This is a genomic window from Streptantibioticus ferralitis (assembly GCF_029223525.1).
GTDB lineage: Bacteria > Actinomycetota > Actinomycetes > Streptomycetales > Streptomycetaceae > Streptantibioticus_A > Streptantibioticus_A ferralitis.
The window spans coordinates 160,355-185,830 of the sequence record NZ_JARHTQ010000014.1 but is presented as its reverse complement, the minus strand read 5'-3'; the positions used below and the strand labels follow the sequence as shown (position 1 = coordinate 185,830).

Sequence of the window (25,476 nt, the reverse complement as noted above, 5' to 3'; positions counted from 1 at the left end):
ACATCAGCTGCGAATGCTTCCAACTCGCCACGGATGGCTGCGATTTCTTCCGGCGTCACACACCTTCAACGCATGCAGCGGCCGAAGGACACGCACCGCCAAGATCAACATGACCAAGCCCTACTAGCAGCCCAGCAAGCCGCAAAGGGGGCTGCAGAAACGACACCACCAGCCTCATCAAGCTCACCGTGGCAGAAATCCGGCGACTGCTGGCGCTATGCCTTCCCCACCGAAGACAACACCAGAATCCCACCATCCACGCACTGACCTGGTCCCACTGGCGACGACGCCACCAAGCCACCGCCCAACGCAGCCACTACCGAAGAAGACACAGCTCAGGACACGAACCGCTGCTGGAGTACTAAACGTCCTCTCGAGGCGCCGCCGAAGCGATGTCCGCCGCGATCGCCCCTATCGCTGCCAGCAGCTCCGGTGGCTCAGCTGCCAGTGGAACCGCGTGCTGGATCAGCTCAATGCCAGCGTTGCGGATGACATGCCGAATCGCGGGAGTTTCTCCGGCAGCGTAGACGAGGTGCCCTCGGTCGAGTCCGAGTCCGAGACAGTACGAGCTCATCTGGTACAGGTCGACGTTCGGGTAGCCGCTGACCTTCTCCAGCTTGTACTTGGCGTCGGCGACCCCGGCTGGGCGCCCATCGTTGCGGCACCAGACGACGTCTGGCAGGAGCTGGATCCTGTTCCTCTGGTCGAGGAAGTGGCGCCGGTCTTGGATGTGCGTCGTTCCGCCGAAAGGACGTAGAGCCTCAGTGAGGGCTCCCGCGACGAAGTCCTCGAAGACCTTCTCCATGTTCAGCAGTAGTCCGTCCACACGCATGGGCCCCCTGCTGTCCAGGTCGTAGGAGGCACCACGCAGCACCAGCTCCCCCAGTCGAACAGCACTGTGGAACTGCACATTGTGAACACCGGGAACCCATGGCGGCGGGGTGGCTCCGATGTCTGCCTCTGTCACGTCCGCGAGGGTGGTCACAATCCGGCGCAATCCGCGACGGCAGGCGACGGGCACGTCCGGCAAAGCGAGGAGCCCCCGGGCCGCCGCCAATAGGATCCGGTTCTCGGGGATGTCCTCGGTGAACTCTTCAAAGCTGACCTCGACCGGGAAGGTCTGTCCGAAGTGCCGCCGCACCTGGTCGGATGGCCTGATCCGGCCGCGTATCAGCGGAAGAGTGTCCTCCACCGAGCGGTAGCCCTGCAGTGGGCCATACCGCATGGCGCGCTCCGTCGCTCGGACGAAGGCGTAGGCGACGGCCGCCAGCAGTCCTTCCCTCTCGGCCGCGTCCACAGCCTCGGGCCACCACCGACCCGGGGCGGCAGCGTAGCCCAACAAGAACAGCAGTCGGGAGATAGGGGTCTTCGGCGCGATTCGAACTTCCATACCGTGGATGCGAGCGGCCCCGACCAGGCGTCGTCCGCTGACCCTCCACAGTCCGGCGCGACGTCCCTGCTCGACCCGAACCACCTGCGACGAAGTGAGCGCCGCGGCCTGCTCTGGACTGAGCTCCGCCAGGACCGCGCCCCCGCTCTCTGCTAGATCTAGGCGGGTCACGCGCTGGTCTCATCCACGACAGGCGGTTCCCTGAGCAGCGCCGACTCGTCGAGCCCCAGCTCGGCGAGCAGCGCCGGAAGTCCGAACCGCTCAGCCGCATCGCCCTCGTCCTGGTGCTGGTCCTCCAGGAGGGGGAGGATCGAGGTGCGCCAGGCGCGGGCGAGCGCCCCGGGCTGCTCATAGAGGCCGAGGCGCATGAGGTAGGAGGGACCGAGGCGGAAGTCCCGGTCGAGGATTCGGCTGTTCAGTTCGTCCAGTAGTTCCGCGGCTGCCTCGGGCAGTTGGTGACTGTGCAACCAGGCGCGAAGCATGGAGGCGGTGGGCTCCGCCGAGGGGTGGAGTTCGATGAAGGAGAATCGGCGTCGCATGGCCGCGTCCACACGGGCGACCGAGCGGTCAACCGTGTTCATCGTGCCGAGAATGACGACATTGCGTGGGAGAGTGAAGCCGTTGCCCTCGTCCGTGCCGTACTGAAGGTGCACGGTCTCGCCACGGTACTCCAGCAGAAAGTACAACTCGCCGAAAACTCGGGCCAGGTTGGCACGGTTGATCTCGTCGATGATCAGGACGTACGGGCTGGAGGGGTCCTTGCGGGCGTTCTCCACCGTGCGCCGGAAGGGGCCAGGTACCAGTTCGAAGCCGGGCTGGCCGTCCTTCCCCTGGCGAGGACGGAACCCCTCGAAGAAGTCCTCGTAGGCGTAGGAGGGGTGAAACTGGACGAGCGTCACCCGGTCACGTCGGCCTGCAGTCAAATGCAGCGCCAGTTGCCGGGCCAAATAGGTCTTTCCGGTCCCTGGCGGCCCATAGAAAACGATCTGAGGCCGGTCTCGGAGCAGATGTAGCCAATCATCCAGGTCTTCGAAGCGGACGAAGAGCTCCTCGCTGAGCTTCTGGGTGGCGTCCGGCAGGTGCAGGGTTCGCAGCGGAGGGGGTGGCGGGGCTCCGGCAACTGCGGGCAGCAGCGCCCCGAGGTCCTCCACGAGGTCGGTGAGGTCGACAACCCTGAGCTGAACCCCGAGCTTGCCGCTCAGGCCGTCGGGGGTCTCGTCGTCGAAGGGGTCAACCGGTTGCTCGGTGTTGAGCCAGCGGACGCTCCGGCGCAGGGAGGTGGTGCGGTCCGTCGTGAAGCGGGGAGCGGAGATCACCTCACCGAGGTAGAGCTGGTCGCCCTCCTTGCTCAAGGAGGCGACAAGATCCCCCGGGGATACGCGGTTGAGGAACAAGTGGACTTCGACAGTCTTGTCCTTGATCGCGACCTGCGCGAGGTGACCGTAGTCCTCCCCCACGGCACGACGAACCTCTTCCTCACTGATTCCCGAATCGAGCTGGCGCAGCCGTGCAGCCTCGACTCCGCAGTAGCCGCCGCTGAGCCAGTCATCAAGGAGGTCGGCTGCCTCGGTGTCGGGCGCTCGAATCAACCAGGCTCGACGGGGCGGACTGGCATCACCGGGGCGGATCGGCTGCCGGGAGATCGGTTCACGGGTCCCGGCAGTGGTGCGGTCGGATGCCTGCACATCGTTCCTTTGTATCTGGCGGACGGGGGAGGCGGGCCGCTCGGTGCTACTCGCCCAGCACCTGCCGGAAACGGTCAAAGGCAGTCTTGGCATGGTCGTGCATCGTCTGGGCGTAGACGGTCTGGGCGAAGTCCTTGCGGGCGTCACTGAACGCCTTCGCCCGGTCGTAGTCGCCGGCGTCGCCCTGGGCGGCCCGGCGGCTCAGTACTGGGGACAGCTTGGTGACGTACGGCAGGATTGGCTCCAGTACCCGTTCCCAGTGCCTGACCGTGGTGGCGATCTGTGGCCTCCGCGGGAATTCCAAGGCGAAAGGGTCGGCGACGCTGCGGTCGAGTATGATCTCCATGCAGTCTGCGACCGCGGATATCACCAGCGGGATAGACCCTCTGGTCTGGAAGAAGTCGTGCACGTTCCGGACCGGACCGGAAAGCTTGGGGTCCTTGGCGCATTTGCCTGCGAAGTCCGCCTTGGCGTGCTCGACGGCCCGCTGCAAGCTGTAGCAGAAGAGGATGTGCCTGGCTGTGGTGTGCTCTCCGAAGAGCCGTGCGTAGAGCGGCTGTTCCGAAGACCAGATCCGCCCAGCGTCACTGTGCGCCACGAAAGGCTCGCCGTGGAAAGCCGCCAGCGCCTTGGCGGCGGTGACAGCGAAGACCCGATTGGTAGGCGTCGCCTTGGTTATCTCACTCGGGGCCGTTCGCCGCCCCCCGTCGTAGATCATCCCGCCCAGTTCTTCGCGGAAATCACGGACCAGGCGCAGCTGCGTACGGTCGTTGCTACGGAAGTCGGCTGGCTGGGTGGCCAACTGGCGGTTCGTCGTGCGGATGACTTCCTCAACGAGAGAGGGCTCGTCGCATACCACGAAGCGAATCATGACCTGAGCGGACTCGGTCTGCCCACGCAGGGTCTCGTCACTCACCGCGCCCGTGGTCTGCGCGCCGTTGACGATACAGAGACCCTCCAACTTGATCCGGCGTCGGCCATCGGAGTCGGGCTCCTCGGCCACCTCCACATTGCGGGTGAGCGCGGTGATGCCGTTGTTCAGTACGAAGAGGTTGTCCGGCTGCTCTTGGACCGTCTTCCTGATGGCACTGTTGATCGCACCCTTGCGACCCTTGACGCCGACGAATCCTCGGATATTCGCGGAGAAGAGGCGGTTCTCGCCGTCTTTGTTGTGCTCCCAATAGAGACCCTGAATCCAGGCAGCGTCCACAGCCGTACACAGGGCGTGCCACTTGCCGTTCGATATCTCGAAGTAGTCGTCGACAATAAGGTGGATGTCCTCAGTGATCAGGATCGGGCTACGGGAGCCCTCGTACCAGCGATAGAGGGTATGGACACCGACCTCGACGCCCAGGACCCGCTCGGGCGCGTGATCCTTGTAGGTCTGCCGGAGGCGGTCGGCGGCCATTCGGGCTGTAGCGGCGAGCTCCGCCTGCGCGTGAGCCGACTCGGGGAGGTTGTGGACGTACCAGAACTGCACTTCTTTGACAGTGCCGTCCTCGAATGCTTGGTGCACAGCCCGGCCGACCGGTTGGAGGCGAGCGGGCAGCAACTCCGGCTTTCCGGCGAGCAGCCAGGCGATCGAGGTGTTGAGGTCCCTGACTTTCTGCTCGCCAGCGCTCTTCTCCGACGTGACCGTCCGCTTCGTAGTGTATCCCTGCGCGATGATCATCAGACCCGACTTTAGGTCGATGTGCACCAGGTCAACCGTTTTGTCGTCTCCGCCGTCAGTGAGCGACTCTGCCGCTACCGAGTGGATGTCGTCGATGCCTTGATGAAGCTGAAGGGCGAAGAGCAGACGCTTGTTGTTGCCATACGCCTTCCGATCAAGATCGGGTCGACGACTAAGCACCTCGTCGAGCAGCCGCGCTTCCCCCTCAAGGCCCACCACGCTCACTATCGCGCCCTTCTGACACCACGACACCGCCACCGCCCTTGGAGAGATCATAGGCTCACGGTGCGTCAGGTGTACGCGGGACACCTCAAGCACCATGCCGCATTCCTTGGCCGGGCGGCGGAGTGAGCGGAGAAACGTACGGCTCGCCAGACTTGGCTGCCTTGGCCAGGGCTGCGTAGGCCTCCATGATCAGCCGCTTGGTGCGGTACTCGCCGAAGGCGACGATGTCCTTGCCTCGAACGATGAGGAAGGTGTCCATGACGTAGTCGGCCTCGGCCTCGGTGAGACCGTAGAGATGGAACATGGCGGCGTCGAGCTCCGCGCGGATTTGAGCACGGCGTGGCTCGTCCCAACGGAAGGGCGGGCCGTCGTCTCCGAGGTCGCGGGCGAAGGGGGCGATGTCGTCGGCCGTGTACGTGAGTTCGAGGACACGATCTCTGAACCACGAACGTCCGCGAATGTGCGGAGCCCATGGCAAGGAGTCAAATGACTCTGGCCTCACCAACGCGACCTGCTTCATAACGAAATAAGTGAGCGAGACGCCACTCATTTTCTGGCGCACCAAATAATCCATGGCGAACGAGGACATCGAGGCAACCAGCGCTTCGGTCGGCCCATGCTGAACAAACGCCAGTGGGAACTTGTGATTCACCGCGACGCGCGGGATCACGTCAGCGATCAAGGTGCGCTCATTCGTGGGATTAGTGACGTCACGCCATCCCAGCAGCCAACCCTTCCCCCAACTCCCCTGCAATCGGGTGTCCACGTCGCATTCGGACATCCAGTACCGCGGGATTGGCCCCCGATGCGGGTCATTTTTCTCGTCCACCGTCAGACGCGGCAACTCCGTGTCCTGACTGCCCTCAGCCCGCTTGCTGTAGCAGGACAGCCGATGGTCGTAGTGGTGGATGAACTTTGCCTCGTACAGGGGCAGTAGCCTGTGCACACCGTCGGTGAAGACGTTGCCCTCTAGGTGCATCCCGCCGGCCTCCAGTTCCGGCTGCTCCCAAAACATGTCCGAGTCGTTCGCCATGTGAAACATGGTCACAAAAGACAGTCCCCAGGGGTTCGACTCCCCCTTGCCGTTCTCATCGGGACCCCGCCACAGCACCGGAAGACGCCGGTAGACACCAAGGGTGATGTCCGCATCCTGCTGGGTACGGAACATCGGCATTGTCCCGGTGTTGGGGTTCACGAGCAGCAGGTCTTGCGGGTTCACCTGAATTCGCTGGCCGCGCGGTGGTAGTTCGTCCGGGTGCTTGGCGAGAGTCCAAGACTCGGCCCGTTCGATCTCGATGCCTCGCCCAGTAACAGTCAACAGGGAAAAACGGTATCGGCGGTTGCCGACATCGGTCCAGATCCTCGGGTTGGTGACGAAGTCCAGGAGCGAGTCCAGCCGACGCTGTTTCAGAATGTCACGGAAGAAAGGCGCGGTAGTGGAGTCCACCGCAATGCCGGTCGGGACGATTACGCCCATCCTGCCCGTCTCCGCCGTCAGCTGCCTTGCCGTCTCGGCGAACACCGAATAGGTGTTGACGTCGCCCTGTCCGGTGAGCGGGAATCGGCCGGAGTCCCGCAACAGGTGAAGTTCCCCTTCCGAGCGACGCCGGGCCCTGCGGAACGCTTCGAAATGATGCTGTTGGTCCTTGTCTTTGGCGAGCTTCGCGATCAGGCGATCCCGTGCCGCCTTGCTCGCCGCCGCCGCGATCTCCGGAACGAGGGGAGCGAAGAACTCCTTGTCTTGGAGCTTGACCCGGTCCCACGGCGGGTTGCCGAGCACGCAGGAGAAGCCGCCGCTCCACCCCAGCTTCGGGTCGAACCCGGCTGCCTCATCGTCCGAGGTCTGGAAAATGTGCGGGAACTCCAGGTACCAGTGGAAGAAGCCGTAGTCGGCCGCGATGCTGTCGACGGTGTCGTCGGTTACCGAACCCATGCTTCCGCTTTTAGCGAGCCTGCGCCAGGTGTCAGCGGTCATGCCTTCCGGTCCGCCGACGTACGTGGGCCACACGAAGGCCGCGCACCAGGCATCAGCCGTGCGTCGGTCCTTCACCTTCGGCTTGGAACGCTGCCATTTGCGGTACTGCGACACCTGCCGGTGAACATCGGCGAGGGTGCGACCAGGGCGCTTGTGGATCTCGGCGAGGGCTTGGGCGTGATGGGCATTTCCTGTTGCGATCCCGAAGTCACCTGTGGAGAAGAGAGCATCCTGCCTGGCCTCGCGTTCCATCCGGTTGCGGCTGCGCAGCAGGGTCACCTGCTTCTTGTCATCGAGTTCCAACGCCAGGTACGCGGCATCGGGGATGCCTTGTTTCATCAGCGCCGGCGTTGTTCCCAACAACGCGTTGCCGTGCCTCATGTGTGCGTCCAGGAAGGACATCGGTCGTGGCTTGCCGGGCTCCAGGGCCTGCATCCACAAGGCGAATTTGGCCAGGTCCACGGCCATCGGGTTGAGGTCGACACCATGGATGCAGCGGGCTACCACTTCCGGCAGCCAGCGTTCCACCGCCTCGACTGGCGGTTCTGCCTCCTGTGTGTGAACAACAGCGATGCGCTTGGCGATCCTGCGGGCGGCCGCGACGAGGAAGTGCCCCGATCCGCAGGCCGGATCGCAGACCGTGACCGCAAGCAATGCCTTAACCGGGTCGGCTTGCCGAGCCGCTTCATCGAGCACTGGGTCGAGCGCGGAGTCGAGCAGCATGTCGACGAGGGCGGTCGGGGTGTAATAGGAGCCGGAGGTCTTGCGCGAGTGCCCGGCGGAGTTGCGGAACTGGTAGGTCCTACGGGTGGGATCTGGGTCCGGGTCGAGGGCCAGCAGCCACTCGTATACGCCGCCGAGCTCCTCGGCGCCCAAGTGACGGTAGTCGACTGGCAACCACCGCGCTCCATCCTCGCTGCGTACCCGCGCGAGACTCCGAATCGCCGCCAACAGCCGATCGTTTGGCAGGTCCAGCGACGCCAGGCTTAGTTCCTCTGTCAACTGGTCCTGCTGGCCAACGTCGTACACGCCGCCGAGTCCGGGCAGCGCGAGTCGCGAATCGCCTTCCTCGTCGCCAAGAGCACGCAACACCAAGGTGAAGGACTGCCACAGGTCGTCCCTGCGGTCGCCCTTCATCGTCAGTGAGAGCTGCCGCAGTCGGGCACTGGAGAAGTACTTCTCGTAGCGTTCCCGCGCCGTGGGATCAGCCCCTGGAGCGAACAGTGCCTGCCGATCCTCGGCGACGAACAGGAAGATCATGCGGTAGACAAGCCGCAGCAGGGCGTCGTTGAGGCGCTTCTTCGTGATCGTGCCGTCCCGCAGGCCGCGGCGCAGCCTCTCGTTGGGTGAGACTGGTTGTTCGCCAGCAGGCGTGCCCGGTACGGCAAGTGGGGTTCGTCCGTCATGGCTCAGAAAGCCGGTGCCGAGTTCCTCCACGGCCTGCTGGAGTCCATCACTCAGGCCCCGCAGGAATCGGGAGCCGCTCTCAATGGCCTCGGCACGCCACCGCTCCAGCCAGCAGTCAGCAACGGTGAGCCGCGTCTCGTCCTCGCACGGTAGCAAGTCGATGCGCGAAGCGTGTAGCAGGGCGAACAGCAGGAAGAAGTCGGGGTAGAGGTCGCCGTCGAAGATGGACTCAAGGTCGAACTCAACGTAGGCAGAACCGACCAGCGATGTTGAGTCGCGGACGAGCCGCAGGATCCTGCCGTTGGACAACGCCCCCCACAAGAGGGCGCCTCCGGTGTTGAGGCAGTCCTGGAGCATGGCCTGGGGGACCCGGCCGCCGCCGGCTGGCCGGTGGTCAAGCTGGGTGTGCCACGACACCATGTGCACCGGGAAGTGTTCGCGATGCAGGTGACTGACTGGGAAGGTCCTTCCGCCCGCGGTAAGGCCTCTGCTGGTGGGTAGCTGTCCGTAGCCAAGTTCAGCGAAGAGAGGCAGCAGCCACTTCTTGCGCGTGAGCGTAGTACCGCGGTCGGTGGAAGGCAGGGCCGCCAGCTGGTCCCGGTAGGCACGGTAGACGCCTTGCAGGTAGGCCCAGGAGCGACTGACAGCGTCACCGAGGCGGCCGACCGGTAGCCCATACTCCCCGGAGGTGGTGCCAGGGAGGCTCCGGTCGCCGCCTGCGATCCTGGCGAGGATCTCCGGGGAGAGCACTCCGCCTTCGATCCGGACTGCCGTGAAACCGTCGGTGGCCGGCAGAATCGATGCGGGGGAGCTCACTCGTTGCCTCCGTGGGCGGTCGGAGCCGAGGAACCTGTGACGGCTGGAACGTAGACGTAGACGCCGAGGACGTCAGCCGAGGGCTGGAATTTCACCTTCAACCCTTCACGTGCGGCGGAGGCCGACTTGCGCACCCGCCGGTGGGCGGAGAGCAGCTCATCAGCCGCTTCGACCCCTTGTGCGTCCAGTGCATCCTGGACTCGGTCGAGTGCCCTGATCGCCCTGTGCGAATACTGCTCAACGTGCTCGGGGAGTGCGTTGGCAGTGGGAACTGCAGCCAACACCTCGCGTACCTTTGCTTGGTCCAGCCATCGCGGCTCGCTCGCCGGGCCCTGGTACGCGAGGACACGCGCCTCCTCGGCAACAGTGGGTGTCCGCCCCCGGCCGGGCAGCGTCACGTGGTGACGGAACCGAACGAGCAGCAGCGTGGTGGTGGCAGTGACCGCGTCAGTGCGGATGACGCCGCACCGTCGTGCTGGGCGCCGCGGTCCAGCTAGCGAGCCATCGAGCGAGGTGTCAAGGACCCACTGGGCGAGAGCCAGCACCCTCCGGTCGGAACGGTTCAGCGCTGACTCATCACTACGTCCCCCCGGCTCCTCGCGGAAGGTGACCTCGGTCAGTGCTCTGCCGTCTGAGGATTGGAGCTCGCGGAGCAGTGTCGCGGGAAGGCCCGTCAAATCCGCGGTGAAGTCCGCCGGCCTTCTGTCAGGCAGCTCCCCCAGCAATGTCTGCGCGGGTGAGTCACTACTGACATCGGCCTTCCTGCCCGCCTTCCCCGGCCCTTGCCTTGAGGGAAGAGCTGGCCGCAAGGCAGCCCCGAGCTTCTCCAGGGTGGTTCGTACGAACGCGGACACCTCTTCGCGGCTGCCGATGGCCTCGGTGACCGCGTTGAGTTCCTGCTGCATCTCCTCGGTGTGGATGGTGCGCTGCGCGTAGCGGGTGACGGCCTTGGACTCGCGTTCGGCCGCGTCCCGCCACTTGCGGTCCAGGTCCTTGGCTCGTTCCTCCACGTCCACGTCGAAGGTGAGCTGGCGGTCCTCCCTGCCGCGCAGCAGCAGTCCCTGCACCAGCGCCTGCACCAGGCTCTCACCGGCATCTGGCACGGGGACGGCTACTCCGGTGGCCTTCTGGATCGCTCGGTGCTTGCGAAGCAGAACCTCAAGGACCACGCCGTCGATGCCGTTGTCCTCGCCGTACAGGGTGACGGCGCGGACGTAGGTGGACCGCTGGCCGAAGCGGTCGACTCGGCCCTCCCGCTGTTCCAGGCGCGTCGGATTCCAGGGCAGGTCGTAGTGGACGACGGCCTGGAACCCGTGCTGGAGGTTGATGCCCTCGGACAGGCAGTCGGTGGCGACGAGCACCCGTCGTGCTTCGGCGTTCTGGGTGAACACCCGGATCCGGTCCTCGCGCTCTTTCGGCGGCTGCTTCCCAGTGACGTACTCGACCTCAATCTTGCCTAGTACGGACTTCAGGTGCGTGGCGACATACTCCGCCGTGGGGATGTAGCGGCAGAAGACAATGGGGTTGTAACCCGCGCTGCTGAGCGACCGGACCTGCTTGGCCACCTCGAAGAGCTTGCGGTCCCGCTCGGGTCCGGCCAGCTCACGGGCTCTGTCCGCGAACCGCTTCAGCCGCCGCCGCTCGTCCGCCAGCAGCGCCTTCTCCCGGTCGCTGAGCGGGCGCCCCGCCTCCGCTGCGGCGAGCGCGGCCACCGGGATCAGCGCCTCGGCGGAATCTCCGGCCGGGGCAGCGTCGGCGCCCTCATCGGTGTCGTCCTCGGTGCCGTCGAGCACGGCGGCCCGTCCGAGCTTCTCGATCTCCTCCTCGGAGAGGCCCTCGATCGCGGCCCGGGTCTCCAGCGTGGCGGCAGCTGCCATCGGGGAGGAGGCGAGTGAACGCAGGAGAGCGAGGGCCGACCACCATCGAATGCGGTCCCGGGTGGCGCCGCTCCTGGTGCGTACCGTCTCGCGGGCGTAGGCGAGCACGTCCTGGGTGAGGTCCGCGTAGTCGTCGTGCATCCGGAACGGGACGTCGCGGATCTGCCGTTGGTCCGGGAAGTGGGTCTCCTCCTTGAGGAAGGTCTTGATGTCGCGCCGACGGCGCTGCACAAAGTACTTAGCGAGCCGGGCGCGATCCTCGGACTGGGCAGGATCAAAGGAACCCGTCTCAGGGTCGAACTGCGACTCGAGCAGGCCGATAAGGCAACGGAAGGTCTGCTCCTTGCCACTGTGCGGTGTCGCGGTGACGAGAAGGAGATGGCGCTGCTTCGAGGCCGCGAGCTCCTTCAGAAGTTCGTAGCGCAGCTGACGTTGCCGACCCGCGCGGTCCGCAGCGTCGGGCACGCAGGTGTGCGCCTCGTCGACGATGATCAGATCTGGTGCCGCGCGCAGGAACTGGCTGCGCCTGTCCTCCCGCTTAATGAAATCCGTCGAGACGATCGTGTAGGGGTAGCGCTCGAACAGACTCTGTGTACCCATCAGGTCGCGTTCGAGCTTCTTGACCGTGCTGGGCAGCACCTGGGCCGCCTCGATTCCGAACTTGTCCCGCAGCTCGTCCTGCCACTGCTGGGCAAGCGCCGGCGGGCAGAGCACGGCGAAGCCGTCGACCTGTCCCTGGGCCAGCAGCTCCTTTGCGATGAGGCCGGACTCCACGGTCTTGCCGATGCCGACGTCGTCGGCGATCAGCAACCTGGTCAGGTCCATGCCCAGGGACATGAGCAGCGGGACGAGCTGGTAGCGACGGGGTTCGAAGTTAAGCTGCGCCAGCGACCGGAATGGACCGGCGCTGACCCGAAACCCGATCTGGAGGGCAGTCCGCAGCAGGGCGGCACTGCTGTGGTCGCCGACCTCGCCTGGCAAGCTGCTCGGTCGGGGGAAGCGGGCGTCAGTGACCTCGTCGGCGAACAGGCCGGCGGTGAAGGCAGCGTCGCCGCCGAGAGGTCGGGCGACCACGAAGTCCTTGGTGAACTCCTGGACGACCCAGTCCCGGCCGCGGGCCGCCACCAGACTGCCGATCTTGTAGTCGGTCACCGAGCTCCTCCGGACCCAAACACGTTGGGGTAGCGATCGACGATTCCCTGCCAGTGATCAGTGTGCCCGAAACGGATGACCAGCCAGCCGGAGTCCATCAGTCTGTCCTCCGTATCCTCGTCCCGCTGGTGCTGCGTGGGAATGTCGTGGTGGGAACCGTCGATGAAGACGGCGACTTCCGCACCCGGCAACCGGTAGACGAAGTCGGGCCGCGCACCCAGCTGCGGGAGCGGAACCTGGGCCTCGTCAGGCAACCGGAGTTCACGCTGGGCGAGGAACTCCAGAAAGCTCCGCTCCAACTCGCTACCGCTCTCTTCCCTGAGCGCGTCGAGTCGCTCGGCGGGGGTGGCGGCCAAGCCGATTCCTCTGACAGTGGAAGCAGCTATCTGCTGGAGCAGCCCGATCACCGAGGTCCGGTCGATAAGACGGTGCTCGCTCTGGTTGCTATAGGACAGCAAACAGTCGTAACAGCCAAGTTCGCAGGGCTCCGGCAGGCCGTTTCCAGCAGGGATGTCCTGCCCAGTGTCCGCGTTCACGTGCAGGATCGACAACGCCACAGAGGCGGCCTTTGCCAGGGCCTTCGGCTCCGACTGCAGTCGGCGCAGAACACCCGCTCCGCCTTCCGCGCTCTCCGTAAGGAGCATCCTCGCTCGGTCCTCGTGGTCGGGGAGCGGGAGAGAAGTCAGTTCGGAGTCCTCCAACTGGAAGGCCGCTTCAATACCGCGTTCCAAGGCGTAGCGCAGGGTGGTCGCGGCAGTCTCGCTGACAGGACTGGTCAGGCGGAGCAGCAGGATGTTCCGGCGGTCCTCTACGAAGGGGACCACAGGACGGGAGATGTCGACGTCGCCGTAGTTGGCGTCTCCGTCCCGGCCTTCGGGATCGGCGGTCAGCGGATCGGGGAGCCACTTGCCGGTGGAGGTGTCGATGCGGTACCCGATACGTGCCTTGTCCTTGCGGCGCCGGCGCCCCTTGTTGATAACGCGCAGGCTGGCAGTGTCGCCGTACGAGAGTTCAGCCAAGGTCTCGCCGTTCACCAGTACATGTGCGTCGAGGCTCGCGGGTCGATCTCCATGGGAGTTGAATCGGTAGACGGTCTCCAACTCGAAGCCTGATCTACGGCGTTCCTCCTCGTCGGAGGAGATTCGTTCCCGGCGCTCCGTGAACACGGTGGTGAGACGCATCAGATTAGGGATGTGGCCCGTCAGGACTTCGCCGCAGCCGTCGCAGACGTCGGTACCCGCCTGCTGCTGATGGAAGTAGCCGCAGTTGCGGCATACCCGGGCGGTCTCAGTATCGATCTCGCCCGGCTCGGCCACCGGCAACTGAACACGTTTCACCTCGTAGCGGGCACCCTCGTGGTAGATCAGTGCACCCGGGCCAAACTCACTGATCGCCAGGAATCGGGGCCGCTGAAGGTAGTCCCCTTCCAGGCTAGTCCCACGCGAGTGCCGGGAACCGGGAATGTAGGCGACCAGCGGTAGGCGCGGAAACGAGTAACCTGGCAGGAAGCCCTCGGAGGCGAAGTAGCGGTACGTGTAGAAGTCGCTGAAACTCTGCCCGAGCTTCTTGCTGTCCTCGTTGCGGAGCAACTTGAGTTGGTTCTCCGCCTCGCGCCGACGGCGGGCGGCACGCTCCCGGCTCTGCGGGTTCAGGGACTGGTCCAGGACCCGCCGATTCTGCTCCTCCTGCTCCGCCAGCGCACCCCGGTACAGGTTCCGCCAACGGTCACAAGCCTGGTTGAACCGCTGCGCGGCGCTGCGGACCACGTCCGCCAACCAACGCGGACTCCACCACAGCGACTCGTCCAGGTCGGGCACGGACGCTAGGACATGTCGGGCTCGGTCCTCCGCCCGCCGGGCGGCGGCTGGGGAGAGCATCTGCGTCCAGATCTCCTCCCTGACCGGGTATCCACGCAGGGGGTCGCCCAGGTCGAGTACCTCGGGAAAGCTGGAGTGGAGGTCGGCTCCGGTCTCGGCCAGCCAGATCGCTTGGACGTGGCTGCGCACCAGGTCCTCGTTGGCCAGGTCGAGGCGGGGTGCCGCCACTCGCCCCTGCACCATGAACTGGGAACGGCGGAAGTAGTACTGATCGTGGGCGTTGCCCGTGGCGCAATAGGTCGTGACGAGGGCTGGCTCGCCCGAGCGGCCTGCCCGACCGGACCGCTGCGCGTAGTTCGCCGGGGTCGGTGGAACGTTACGCATGGCCACGGTGTTGAGGCTTTTGATGTCGACGCCCAACTCCATGGTCGGGGAGCAGTAGAGCAGTTGCAATGTCCCGGCGCTGAACTGCGTCTCACGCTCCTCCCGGATGCGAGTGGGCACCTGAGCGGTGTGCTCGGCCGCCTGCAACCCCGCCAGAGTGTGTGCGAGGTCGGTGTAGAGCTCGCGGAAGAAAGCGTTCACTCGGGGGGCCGCCACGTCGTGCCGACGGCGCAGCAGGTCTCGCATGCCCCCGGCTCCATCCGAGGGCAACCAGACGAGCGAGGACGCCTTGACCCGGTAGCCCGGCGTGCCCATCTCCTTACGATTCACTGCTTCCGTGACCAGATCGGCCTCACACAGCACACGGAGGAGATGGCTGATGATCCGCTGCGCATCGTCCACGGAGAGCCGGTCCGGGAGGTGTGGAAATCTGCCGGGGGCACGGAGGTAGCGGCCGAGCATCGAGCGACCGGTGAAGTGGACGTCCGAGCGGTAGCCGCCAGGACGCGCGGGCGCGGGGTAGACGACTGCTGGTCGCGGCTCCGGATGGTTCTCGGCCAGTGCCCAGGGGCCGGCCAGCCATTGGTCCGAGCGGGAGCGCATGCGCTCGAAACCGGTCCGCGAGAGCACCTCCGCATCGACAGCGAGACTGCGGCGCATCTCGTCCAGGATCAGGCGTAGCAGCATCACGCGGTGCGCGGGATCGTCCGACTCCAGGGCGGGGTGTCCGATCTCCCACAAGTCCTCAGCTCGGGCAATCTCGTCCAGGGCCGGGTAGTCGAAGCGGAGTAGCCCGGTCTGTTCAAGGCCTGGCATGGTTACCCGCCAGGAGCCCTGCAGATCCTGGTAGAGAAGTAGTTCGACCACGCCCCGAAGGGCCGCGAGTGCACTCTCCCGCTGGTGGCTGAACCGGACCTCGGCTTTTCCGGTGAAGGTCTCGATGGGGAGTGCCAGGGCGTCAGTGACCTGCTGTGCGAGTTCGTCGTACCGGAGCCCGTGGTCGCCCGCCGCACGCAAGGCGTGGACCAACGCCGCTCTCAGGTGTGCGACCTGGACGAAGTCGTTGAAGTGTCCGGCCTGCAGGCTGGCGTCCTGCCGGTTGTCGACGAAGGTGAGCAGCTTCTGAGCCTCTTCGTCGAGTTCCTCTCCTGGGGGCTGGGTCCTCAGGCTGCGTACGATGCTGGCGCTGACCACGGTCATAGCGGAGCTGCGGCCCTCGACGTCAAGGCTGGCGAGTTTGGCGAAGTCCCTGCCGCGAACCTGCTCGTAGGAGACCCTGCATTCAGGGTTGAGGCAGAACAGGAACGGCGCAGGCACGAAGGCGGCAGCCAGTCCCTCGGCGGCACCGTCCTCCTCCTGATGCTCTGATCCGTCCGAACCGAGCTCCGTGCCGTCAAGCGCCACACGGACGCGGAGTGGCAGATATCGTCGGCGGTTGTCCGCCACGGATACGCCCTCCGCCTCGCTTATCAGCCAGGACTCGGGGAGCCTTCCTGACTGGGCAGGGTTCGTGGGCCAAGGAGAATTGGAATTCACATACAAATAACCGTTAGACGCCTGGTCGTCGTTGGCTTCGTAGTCACGTCGCGGCTCGTAAACAATGTGTCCTGCGCGCTCAGTTCGGTAGACAGCCAGGTACTCCTGTCCACACTCGCGGCAGAACGAGAGAGGCAGTAGGAGTTTGCCCCGCTCTCCCTTCACAACCCGCTGGTAGCGCCGGGTAATGTGGCGTTCGGCTTCCGCTTCCAAGCTGACGTGAACGGTGTCGCCCTTGGAGAGGAACTGGTGGAGGCGGAATGCGAAGAGTGGCCTGCCGGTGTGCGGATCCTTCACCCTCGACCCTGCCCGCAGTACCGTTTCGATCGCGGTCCGGCAGGTCTCCTCGTCAGTGTCAGTGACCCCACCCAACCGTTGTGCTGCCTCCCGGATCGTCGTGGGATGCTGCCGTTCCAGGCTTCCGCCCTCGTCGGTCAGCCCGAAAGTCCGCTCGATCCAAACAGAGAGCGGGTCTGCAGCGAGGTCCTCGTAGGCTCGCCCACTTGTGGACATGGCGATGCGCACGGCCGCCGCGAGGGCTTCCGAGGTCGGGGCCGGACCCAGGGTGGCTCGACGCAGAGTTTCGCCGATGACGAGGTCGGCGTGCACCGGTTCGTCCCCACCGAAGAGGCGAGTCGCCACCTCCGCGACATCAATGCGTCGCTCTTTCTCGCCGCCTTCGTTCGACATGGTCGCCGAGGTGCCGATGCACTGGAGGCTCGTCGCTTCGCAAGCGTCCCGAACCCTGCGGACCAAGAGGGCGACATCCGCCCCTTGGCGGCCTCGGTATGTGTGCAGTTCGTCAAGCACCAAGAAGCGGAGGTCCTGGGTGGCCTTGAGGAAGCTTTCCCGCTCCTTGTCTCTCGTGAGCAGGAGGTCGAGCATGACGTAGTTGGTGAGGATGATGTCTGGCTTATCCCGTAGGATCCGGTGTCGTTCAGCGTCGCTGTCCTGCCCCGTGTAGCGGGCGAACGTGACAGGGGACTCGCCCTCGCCGTAGCCGGCTTGAAGGAACTTCTTGAGTTCCTTCAGCTGACTGTTGGCCAGCGCGTTCATGGGGTACACGATCACCGCACGGGTACGTCGCTCAGTGTCTCCGTGCTCGTGGGCACGAAGAACGTCGTCGACGATTGGCACGATGTACCCGAGGCTCTTGCCCGATCCGGTGCCGGTGGTGAGGACGTAGCTCTTGCCAGTCCTGGCGGCTTTGATCGCTTCCAGCTGGTGTCGGTGCAAGGTGATCAGAGTTCGGGTCCCAGTTTTGGAGTCCTTGTCGCCCCTGAAGATCCGCGCGCACTCGCGGTGAAGGAGGCCGTCCGCGACCAGTTCCTCGATGGTCCCCCCGCGCTCGAACATCGGGTTTATCGACAGCCAGGCATCCGGCCATTGGCCACCACTTGCCAGATCCTGCGCAACCGCCCGTTGGATGTGGGGATCGCGGATGCCAACGAAGGACTCGGTGAACCGCCGGTAGTCATCAATGAGCCGCCGGTGCACCTCGAAGACATCCACAGTCGCCAAACCCCTCTCGCTACTGGACCGGCCTACATCATCGCGTATCCCTGTGACAATCGACGGAGGTCAGGCAAGGCCAAATACTCATCATCCCGCATAGCTTGGCCGCAGGCGCGAGTCCTGGGCGGGAGCCACAAACGTCGGCCACTGCCATCCGGCTCCTGGCTCCCGGCCGACGGGATCGGCCCCCAGCTAGACCGACCCCGGCTGACCTGCGGGTTTGTGAATCGTGGACGCCGATGCTATGGCGGCCGCTACACGTTTGAACCTGAACTCCACCACGACCGCTTACTCCCCTGTCCCGCTCGAAAATACGATTCGCGCCTGTGGCCTGCAGGTTTGCTGATCCTGGCGGCGCGGCCTCGATCGGCCTGCGACGATCTGCGGATGTCGCTGTCGGTCGTCGCCACGCTGGTCCGGAATCTGATCACAGTGCCCGCTGTCGTACTGCGCAGTCGCGCGGCCAAAGATGCTGAAGTGCTGGTGCTACGGCATGAGAATGCGACTGCACCGTCAGATCGCCCGGGTCCGGTACGAGCCGGCTGACCGCGTCTGGCTCGCCGCGCTCTCCCGGCTGATCCCTCGAGAGCGCTGACGCCAGGCCTTCGGGGCCACCCCCACCACTTTGCCGGCCTGGCACCGTCAACCCCTCGCCCGCAAGTGGACGTTCACCCAGCGCCGCCCTGGCCGACCTTGTACCGCACCCATTGTCAAGCAGCTTATCCTGCGCTTGGCCCGGGAGAACAGCACCTGGGGCCACCGGCGGATACAGGGCGAACTCTCCCGCCTGGGCTACCCGATCGCCCCGTCCACGGCCTGGGCGACCCTGCATGCCGCTGGCATCGATCCCGCCCCGCAGCGCTCAGGGCCGACCTGGCGCCAGTTCCTCACCGCACACGCCCACGGCACCATCGCCGCCGACTTCCCGCACCTCGACACGGTCTCGCTCAGACGGCTGTACGTCCTGGTCTTCATCGAACACAGCACCCGGCGCCTGCACCCCGCTGGCGTTACCGCGCACCCCACGGCTCAGTGGACCGTTCACCAGGCCAGGAATCTCGCCATGACACTGGGGTGCCGCATGGACTCACTGCGCTTCCTCATCCGCGACCGGGACAGCAAGTACACATGCTACTTCGACGGCATCTTCGAGGCCGACCGCGTGCAGGTCCTGCTCAGCCCGCCACAGGCACCGAGAGCGAACGCGATCTGCGAGACAGTCGTGGGCACCCTCCGCCGCAAAATCCTGGACCGCATGCTGATCTACAACCAAGCCCATGCCATGGCAGCACTGACCGAATACATCCGCCACTACAACAGGCACCGCCCCCACCAATCCCGGCAACAACTACCCCCGGACAGCGACCAACCGCCCACCCCGGCCGCCGTCACCGACTCCCAGGGCCACCGGATCCGACGACGGCCCGTCCTCGACAGCCTGGCCAACGAGTGCCAACGCGCCGCCTGACCCAACGACATCAGCACAGGTCACAGCACGAATCGTATTTTCGAGCGGCACAAGATACCTTGGATCCTTCCAGCGGGCGACGGTAATTGGACCTCTAGTCTGTGAACTGAGAGCACGCAGCCCTCGTGTCGAAGCGCCGTGACCTTGCTCTTGCCGAATACCTCATCCACACATCGCTCCTGCTGCCACGTCCAGTCTGGGTCGCGACGGTTGAACTCAGTCACGGCCAGCTCGAAGAACTGGCCCGACGGCTTCTTGCTCTGCCCGGCTTCTTGCTCTGCCCGTTGACCACGATGGCCGAGAGCACCGGCCCGTTGTTGTCCTTGCCGCAGACATCCGCCAGCAGGAGCGCCAACATCCCGCCGTGATACTGCACCCGGTGATCTGGCGCCAGGACCTCACTCAGCGCCTTGTAGGTGTCCACGCGCCCCTCCTGGGCCCAGCCCCCGCAGGATCTCCGCCAGCGCGTCTCTGGCCGCCATGTAGGTAGCATCCCCGTACTTCACGAGCCCCTCCCTCAATCTCGCCTGCACGGCAACGCTACCGAGTCGAGCCGTGGCGGTCACTCGTCATGACCGGGCACACTGGCCCCAGGCTCACAGCCGTGCTTCGTCGGCCTCCAGGAATCCGAAACCGTGAACCATCCGTGCCAGGGCCCGGCGCAGCAGTTGGCGTTGGTCAGCCTCTGCTTTCCAGGGCACCGTAGTGATGGTCACGGACATCTCCGGCAACGTGGTCCGGTCGGTCGGCCCCAACGGGGTGAGGTCGATCAGGTCGGGGAGCATCAGATGAGGGCCGGACTGGTCGTATCCGTGCTCGGCTGACAGGCAGAGCTCAACGGTGGGGTTGCCAGACCAGCGGTGGTTGGACGGCCGAGGGGTAGCTGCTTGCGGCAGCAGGTGAGCGGCAGTTGTCCAGGCGGCGAACAGGACCTCCTGAACTTCCTCCAGGGTCAGCTTCGTCGCGTCTGCGGCCACAGCGGCGGCCCCAAGCGCTGCCTGCCAGGCGGTGGTATCCGCGACGCGGACCTCGGCGCAGGTGACCACGCCCCAGCTGGCGAGGGCCATCATCACCTCGCCGACCAGCGCTGGAGAGCCGTCGGGTGCGGTGACGGTGCTGGAGTAGCTGACCTGGTTAAGTGAGTTGGAGTGCGGTCCGGGCATCCACGCGTCCGCCGGCAGGTGCGCCCCGCGGCGCGTGGAGAGCACCGCCACCGCCCTGGCCAATGAGCTGGTGGGCAGGGCGGCCTTGAGCTGTCGGTGCTTGTCGGTGGAGACCTCGAGCGTGCCGGCGTCGGCCCAGAGAAGCCGGACCAAGGCGCGTAGCCGCAGCTGCGGCGGATTCCGGTCGCCGGTCCAGCTTCGGGCCGACGGCGAGAGGTCGAAGCCCATTCGGGGCACCGGTTCCCAGCGCCACTGCCCGTCTGCCCCGCGCACCAGCCGCCCCCTTCCCCAACGGCCCGCCTCCAGCTCCAGGACCGGGGTGTCCGCGTCGAAGATCGCCGGCTCACTCGGGTCGGCGACCGGATAGCCGAGCGCCCCCGTCGGGTCGCCGCCTTGTGCCGCGCCGCCGGCCGCGAGAAGCTCCAGCCACAGCGGCTCGGCCACTGCGACCGGCCGCCGCTGCGGCAAGGCACACAGCACCCAGCCGTGCCCGGAAGGCGTGGCGGGCGCGAAGTGCTGCACGACGCCCACGCCCTCGTACAAGACCTCGCTCGAGGGCGCGCCGATGGGGACCGTGCCGCGCAGTGCCTCGTAGACCTGGGCGAATTCCTGCTCACGCGCCGGCAGACCCTGCCCCGGCCGATAGACGGGACCTGCATTCTGGGTCCGGTCGTGCGCCTCGGAGACCGCCTTCTCAACCACGCTGGCCAGGAACTGCGGGCTTGGGCCACTGCGGGAGGCCCATCCGGCGGCCAGCAGGCGCTGGACCTCGCTCCTCGGCAGCCAGTGCGTGCCATCCGCCTCTCGGAGCGGGACGACCACTGTGTGCTGGTTGACCTGGCCGTGCTTGCCGACGGGTGCTGCCAGAACGTACGGAAGACTGGACGACGGCTGCGGCGGCACGTCGACGGCGACGATCCCGCGGCCCTCGTCGCACGGGATCCAGTCCACGTCCACGCCACGGGGCGGCGGGGTGATGCGCTCCCGGATGAGTTTGCGCACCTGGTCGAGGTTGACCGCATCGCGTTCGAACGGACACAGCTCGCACAGAACTTCACTGTCACCCTCGCGTCGAGTACTGATGCCCAGGAGCAGCAGCCCGCCCGACGGGGCGTTGGCGAACGCTGCGACATCCTTGGTGAGTTCTTCGATCTGCGCCGGGCTGGACAGGTGGTAAGGGTCGCGCTTCGCGTCCAGCCACACACATTCGCGTAGGCCCAGCAGCTTGTCCGGGGCCTGCGCAACTACGGCCTCACGAGCACGGTCCAACAGCAGTTCTGACACCACGCCATTCTCCCAGTCCACACCTCACTGGTCACACGCGAGAACGGAATCAGCAGCTGCGAGGCGCGAACAGCGTGTACGTCACCTCGATCGAGACCAGCGCACCAGAAGATTGCGGTTCGCGCCTGTTCACAAGTCTGTTACGCCCCCTGAGGGCTCGAACCTGCGGCGCGACAGACGAACCCTCCGCCAGCGTTGCTGATGCCCGATCACTTCTCATCCACAGCTGCGACACTCAATCATTGGTAGGCCAACATGCCGGAGGGGTGGGGGCTACTTGCTCATCCCTCGGGCAGTCAAGACCACGGGCAGGTCGAACCGAGCGTGATCCCCGACGAGGGACTTCTCACGAAGTAAACGTGTAGGCCCCTTTGCCACGGACAGAGACCCCATGCCCCTGAGGTGCGTTCCGGAGACGTGTCCAATTAGACGTCCCATGGCCAACCGAAGGACCCCGTACCGCGCGCAGCGGTGCCGTACTGCCCGGTCGCCCTGGGAGTGCCCCGTCTGCGGAGCGGCACCAAGGGGCATTGCCCGGGCTTTACGGGACGGCGAGCGCTGCAACGCACAAAAGCAAGGCGCCCTGACCTGCGGGCATAGAGGACCTCAGCCATTCCGGCTACCCCGCCACCCCCGTCCCATGGGGAGCATCGCACTCCGCTCCCTTGGCCAAAGGTCGGCCAGAACCCGCCAAGGGGCATTTTGGCCTCTCGATGGCCGCTACATCAACATCATCCCGGGTGACCTCGCCACCCAACGGTTGACGACGGCGCGCAACGTCCCCGTACCGAGCCCCACATCGACCCGATCGGATGACGGACAAATCGCCCCCGATTGACACCACTTGAGGCTGGGAGCAAGAGCGCTCCCAGAGGGCTCCCCGTTCGCTCCCACCGCAAACACGACAAAGGCCGCTTCCGTTACTCACGGAAACGGCCTTCGACCTGCGGTTTCGCAAGTCGGGACGACAGGATTTGAACCTGCGACCCCTTGACCCCCAGTCAAGTGCGCTACCAAGCTGCGCCACGTCCCGGTGCTTGGCCCGCGTTGGGGTTTCCCCCGGCTGACCGCGCACGAGAACAATACCGCACTTCGCGCGGTGGCCGCTCACGGCCCGAACGTGAATGCGCCACGTCACGCGGCAAACACTTTACGTAACCGTCGCTCAACGTTGCGGTTTCGGGGCTGGGCCGTCCAGGAGGTAGCGCGCACCGGCGCCCGCGGCGGCGGCGGTGTCGGCGGGGTTGTACAGGCGGCACTTGGTCAGTGACAGGCAGCCGCAGCCGATGCAGCCGGTGAAGCGGCCGCGGAGGCGTTCCAGGGCGGCGATCTGGTCGTCGATGCGGCGTTGCCAGGAGCGGGTGACATGGGCCCATTCGGTGGCGTTGGGGGTGCGGCCGGAGGGGAGTTCCGCCAGGGCGGAGCGGGCCTCGTCGAGGGTGAGGCCGACCTGCTGGGCGGCGCGGACGAAGCCGACACGGCGCAGCGTGGCCCGCTTGTATCGGCGCTGGCCGCCCGCGGTGCGTTCGGAGTGGATCAGGCCGAGTTCCTCGTAGTACCGCAGGGCGGAGGTGGCCAGGCCGATGCGGGCGGCGAGTTCGCCGATGGTGAGGCGGTCGCGTGCGTGGCGACGCCCCCATGGCCTGGACAACCGGTGAACGTCGGGATGGGACACGACGATCGGTTCGGATGCCGTCAGAGCGGGGAGGCTTCACCAGGGGGATGGGATGAACGCAGACACCGTCACCGCGATCTGCGCGGTCGTGATCGCTGTCGCATCGCTGATCGTCTCGGTCTACCAGGCGCACGCCATGCGGCAACACAACCGCCATTCGGTGCGCCCGATACTCCAACTACACCGCGGCTGGCCGACGGGAGGCAGAGCTGGGATCCGGCTCATCAACTCCGGACTTGGGCCGGCGGTCATCGTCGAGAGCACGCTCACCGTCGATGACGAAGTGATTGGCGCCTGGGACAGACGCAGTGCTGATCGTGTCCGAGACCGCCTGTCGGTGCGCCCATCCGCTGTGACCTTCAGCCAAGGAGAGGTCATCGCCATCGACTACGAACAGTACTTGTTGAGTGTCGCGAGCTACGACCCGCAGAACCACGCCGAAGTCAAGGACCTGATCAACCGGCGGCTCACACTCAAGATCCGCTACGAGTCCTTGTACGGCGGAGAGGACTACGCAGCCGTCCTACGCCCTATGCGTTGAACGGGTTACTCCGCGTCATGCCGGCGATCATTCTATTAGGGCTTGTTAACCACACGGCCTTGGCCTTTAGGCGAGTGACTGCGTGGCATCCGGCCACAGCGCCTCCGCAAAAAACCGTTTGGCGGACCACGGCGACCACTGCTACCTTCCTGGAGGCCGTGCGAAAGAACGAGGAGGTGGTACCCGTGAACGCAGTATCGACATGGGTGCTCCCCTCCGGGGTCACGGTCGGGCGATAGGTCGTCCGGGAGCGCCGTTCAAGAGCACTCCCGAAAGGCACGACCATGCACTTCACTTCTGAACAGCGCCTCGACGACGGTGTCCTCGAGCGCGAATTCACCCTCGGCGAGATCCCCGGCACCCTGTGGACGCCTGGATCCGCCACACCGGCCCCGCTGATCCTGATGGCCCACAACAACGGCCTGCCCAAGGGGGAATCCCGGCTGGTGGCCCGGGCCCGGCAATCCGCGGCGTACGGCTACGCGGTGGCCACCATCGACGCCCCCGGGTGCGGTGACCGGCCCCGTTCCGCCGCCGACGAGCAGGCCCGCGCCGACCTCCGCCGGGCGATGCAGGCCGGCGAGCCGGTCGATGAGATCTTCGAGTCCTTCATCGGCCCGCTGGTCGAAAAGGCGGTCCCGGAATGGCGGACCACCCTGGACGCCCTCCTTTCGCTGCCCGAGATCGGCGGCCCGGTCGGGTACTCGGGGTGGACCGCCGTCGGCATTCGGCTGGCGGTGGTCGAGCCGCGCATCGCGGCCGCCGGCTTCTTCGCCGGGGGTTACGTGCCCCGCGCCCAACGCGAGGAGGCCCGGCAGGTCACCATTCCGCTGCTGTTCCTGCTGCAGTGGGACGACGAAGGGAACCCCCGCCAGCGGGCCCTGGACCTGTTCGACGCCTTCGGCACCAAGGAGAAGACGATGCACGCCAATCTGGGCGGGCACACCGGCACCCCGTGGTTCGAGGTGGAAGACGGGGGCCGGTTCTTCGGCCGGCACCTGAAGTGAGGCCGGGCCGCCAGGCCGGCAGCAGCCGGTAGGCACTGTCGGCCAGGGTGCCGCTCATCGAGGACGGGTCCCGGCCCTCCTCGATGAGCGGTGGCCGGCAGATGCACAACCGCCCCGATCGCGGCGGTACCAGCCATCGGCGGTACCAGCCGGTCGGGGCGGCGCGAGGGCGTGGACGCCTAGGTTCGGTGTCAAACGCCTCGATTGAATGACAGGGCGGCTGGCTTCACTGTCCAGGGACAGTTCGCCGGGGGCAGACAGAAGTGCTCCCGAAAGGACTCGCGAGCAGCGGCAGGAGCATGCCAATGTAGGCGTTTCCCGGAACACCCCATGTCAGAGAGGTGATTACCCGTGGGCGTAGAGGCTGCTCGGCCCGGATTCTCCACGACCGTCGAGGCCCTTCGGCTGCGCTCTTGGCGACTCGGTCCGGGCCAACCAAACACGGTCATCGGTCAGTTCGACGCCGAGGACTTCACCTTGATCGTGGACGGCCGAGCAGATGTCCACATAAGTTCCAAGGACTCCCGTTTCTCTCTCGGATGGTTTCCGCTGGGACGCCCCGGAACCGAAGAAGAGGGTTGGAAGCTCGCAGTCACCGGCACCAACACGGTGCCCGGCTACAGCATCTCCTTTGACACCGAGACCCCAGCAGAGATCGTCGCCACCACCGTGGCCAAGGTGCTGGCCACCTCCCAACCCTTGCCGACGAACACCGTGCGTCGCCAATCGCATCACCGGTGATTCGCAATACCGGGAGCTAGCCGTAATTTCTTCCACCTCCTATACGGGGGAAGGGCTTACGTCGGGGCCACACACCACATCTCTTCGGCCTGACCAAAACCCGGACCATCCAGACCATGGCCCCGCACGTTGCGGCGCCAGGCCAG

General features: G+C 65.7%; 12 protein-coding genes, 1 tRNA gene and 1 pseudogene. 4 read left to right on the top strand and 10 right to left on the bottom strand.

Annotated features, from left to right (window positions below):
• Positions 1 to 361 precede the first annotated feature (361 nt).
• The 6 genes from P2L57_RS22050 to P2L57_RS22025 form a co-directional block, all read right to left on the bottom strand.
• Positions 362 to 1,474, bottom strand: coding sequence for an McrC family protein (locus P2L57_RS22050; RefSeq protein ID WP_275817191.1), 1,113 nt, complete (start codon positions 1,472 to 1,474; stop codon positions 362 to 364).
• An 83-nt stretch (positions 1,475 to 1,557) separates the two neighbouring features.
• Positions 1,558 to 2,979 carry an McrB family protein gene (locus P2L57_RS22045; protein ID WP_275817171.1) on the bottom strand — a complete coding sequence of 474 codons (1,422 nt, stop codon included), beginning with the start codon at positions 2,977 to 2,979 and terminating at the stop codon, positions 1,558 to 1,560.
• A gap of 142 nt (positions 2,980 to 3,121) precedes the next feature.
• Positions 3,122 to 5,068, bottom strand: a complete 1,947-nt coding sequence (locus P2L57_RS22040; protein WP_275817169.1) for an AIPR family protein — start codon at positions 5,066 to 5,068, stop codon at positions 3,122 to 3,124.
• Positions 5,058 to 9,170 carry an Eco57I restriction-modification methylase domain-containing protein gene (locus tag P2L57_RS22035; protein ID WP_275817167.1) on the bottom strand — a complete coding sequence of 1,371 codons (4,113 nt, stop codon included), beginning with the start codon at positions 9,168 to 9,170 and terminating at the stop codon, positions 5,058 to 5,060. The genes P2L57_RS22040 and P2L57_RS22035 overlap by 11 nt, the downstream gene beginning before the upstream one ends.
• A complete protein-coding gene (locus P2L57_RS22030) occupies positions 9,167 to 12,199 on the bottom strand; it encodes a DUF8741 domain-containing protein (protein ID WP_275817165.1) in 3,033 nt (1,010 codons plus the stop codon). Before P2L57_RS22030 ends, P2L57_RS22035 begins: the two co-directional genes overlap by 4 nt.
• Positions 12,196 to 17,448, bottom strand: a complete 5,253-nt coding sequence (locus P2L57_RS22025; protein WP_275817189.1) for a DEAD/DEAH box helicase — start codon at positions 17,446 to 17,448, stop codon at positions 12,196 to 12,198. Before P2L57_RS22025 ends, P2L57_RS22030 begins: the two co-directional genes overlap by 4 nt.
• Before the next feature lie 390 nt (positions 17,449 to 17,838).
• On the opposite strand from P2L57_RS22025, the pseudogene P2L57_RS22020 reads away from it, so the two are divergent.
• A pseudogene (locus tag P2L57_RS22020) lies at positions 17,839 to 18,919 on the top strand (integrase core domain-containing protein).
• 220 nt (positions 18,920 to 19,139) lie between these two features.
• On the opposite strand, the gene P2L57_RS22015 reads toward P2L57_RS22020, so the two are convergent.
• From P2L57_RS22015 to soxR, 4 genes are all read right to left on the bottom strand, one after another.
• Positions 19,140 to 19,343, bottom strand: coding sequence for a hypothetical protein (locus tag P2L57_RS22015; RefSeq protein WP_275817163.1), 204 nt, complete (start codon positions 19,341 to 19,343; stop codon positions 19,140 to 19,142).
• A 172-nt stretch (positions 19,344 to 19,515) separates the two neighbouring features.
• Positions 19,516 to 21,369 (bottom strand): RNA-binding domain-containing protein, encoded by a 1,854-nt coding sequence (locus tag P2L57_RS22010; protein WP_275817161.1) that lies wholly within the window; start codon positions 21,367 to 21,369, stop codon positions 19,516 to 19,518.
• Positions 21,370 to 22,325: 956 nt separating this feature from the next.
• A tRNA-Pro gene (locus P2L57_RS22005) sits at positions 22,326 to 22,399 on the bottom strand.
• Positions 22,400 to 22,531: 132 nt separating this feature from the next.
• Positions 22,532 to 23,017, bottom strand: a complete 486-nt coding sequence (gene soxR, locus P2L57_RS22000) for a redox-sensitive transcriptional activator SoxR (protein WP_275817159.1) — start codon at positions 23,015 to 23,017, stop codon at positions 22,532 to 22,534.
• A 76-nt stretch (positions 23,018 to 23,093) separates the two neighbouring features.
• Between soxR and P2L57_RS21995 the strand changes: the two genes are divergently transcribed.
• From P2L57_RS21995 to P2L57_RS21985, 3 genes are all read left to right on the top strand, one after another.
• Positions 23,094 to 23,582 (top strand): DUF8453 domain-containing protein, encoded by a 489-nt coding sequence (locus tag P2L57_RS21995; RefSeq protein WP_275817157.1) that lies wholly within the window; start codon positions 23,094 to 23,096, stop codon positions 23,580 to 23,582.
• Positions 23,583 to 23,866: 284 nt separating this feature from the next.
• Entirely contained in the window at positions 23,867 to 24,589 is a 723-nt protein-coding gene (locus P2L57_RS21990; RefSeq protein ID WP_275817155.1) for a dienelactone hydrolase family protein, read from the top strand.
• Positions 24,590 to 24,940: 351 nt separating this feature from the next.
• Positions 24,941 to 25,330 carry an SPDY domain-containing protein gene (locus P2L57_RS21985; protein ID WP_275817153.1) on the top strand — a complete coding sequence of 130 codons (390 nt, stop codon included), beginning with the start codon at positions 24,941 to 24,943 and terminating at the stop codon, positions 25,328 to 25,330.
• Positions 25,331 to 25,476 lie beyond the last annotated feature (146 nt).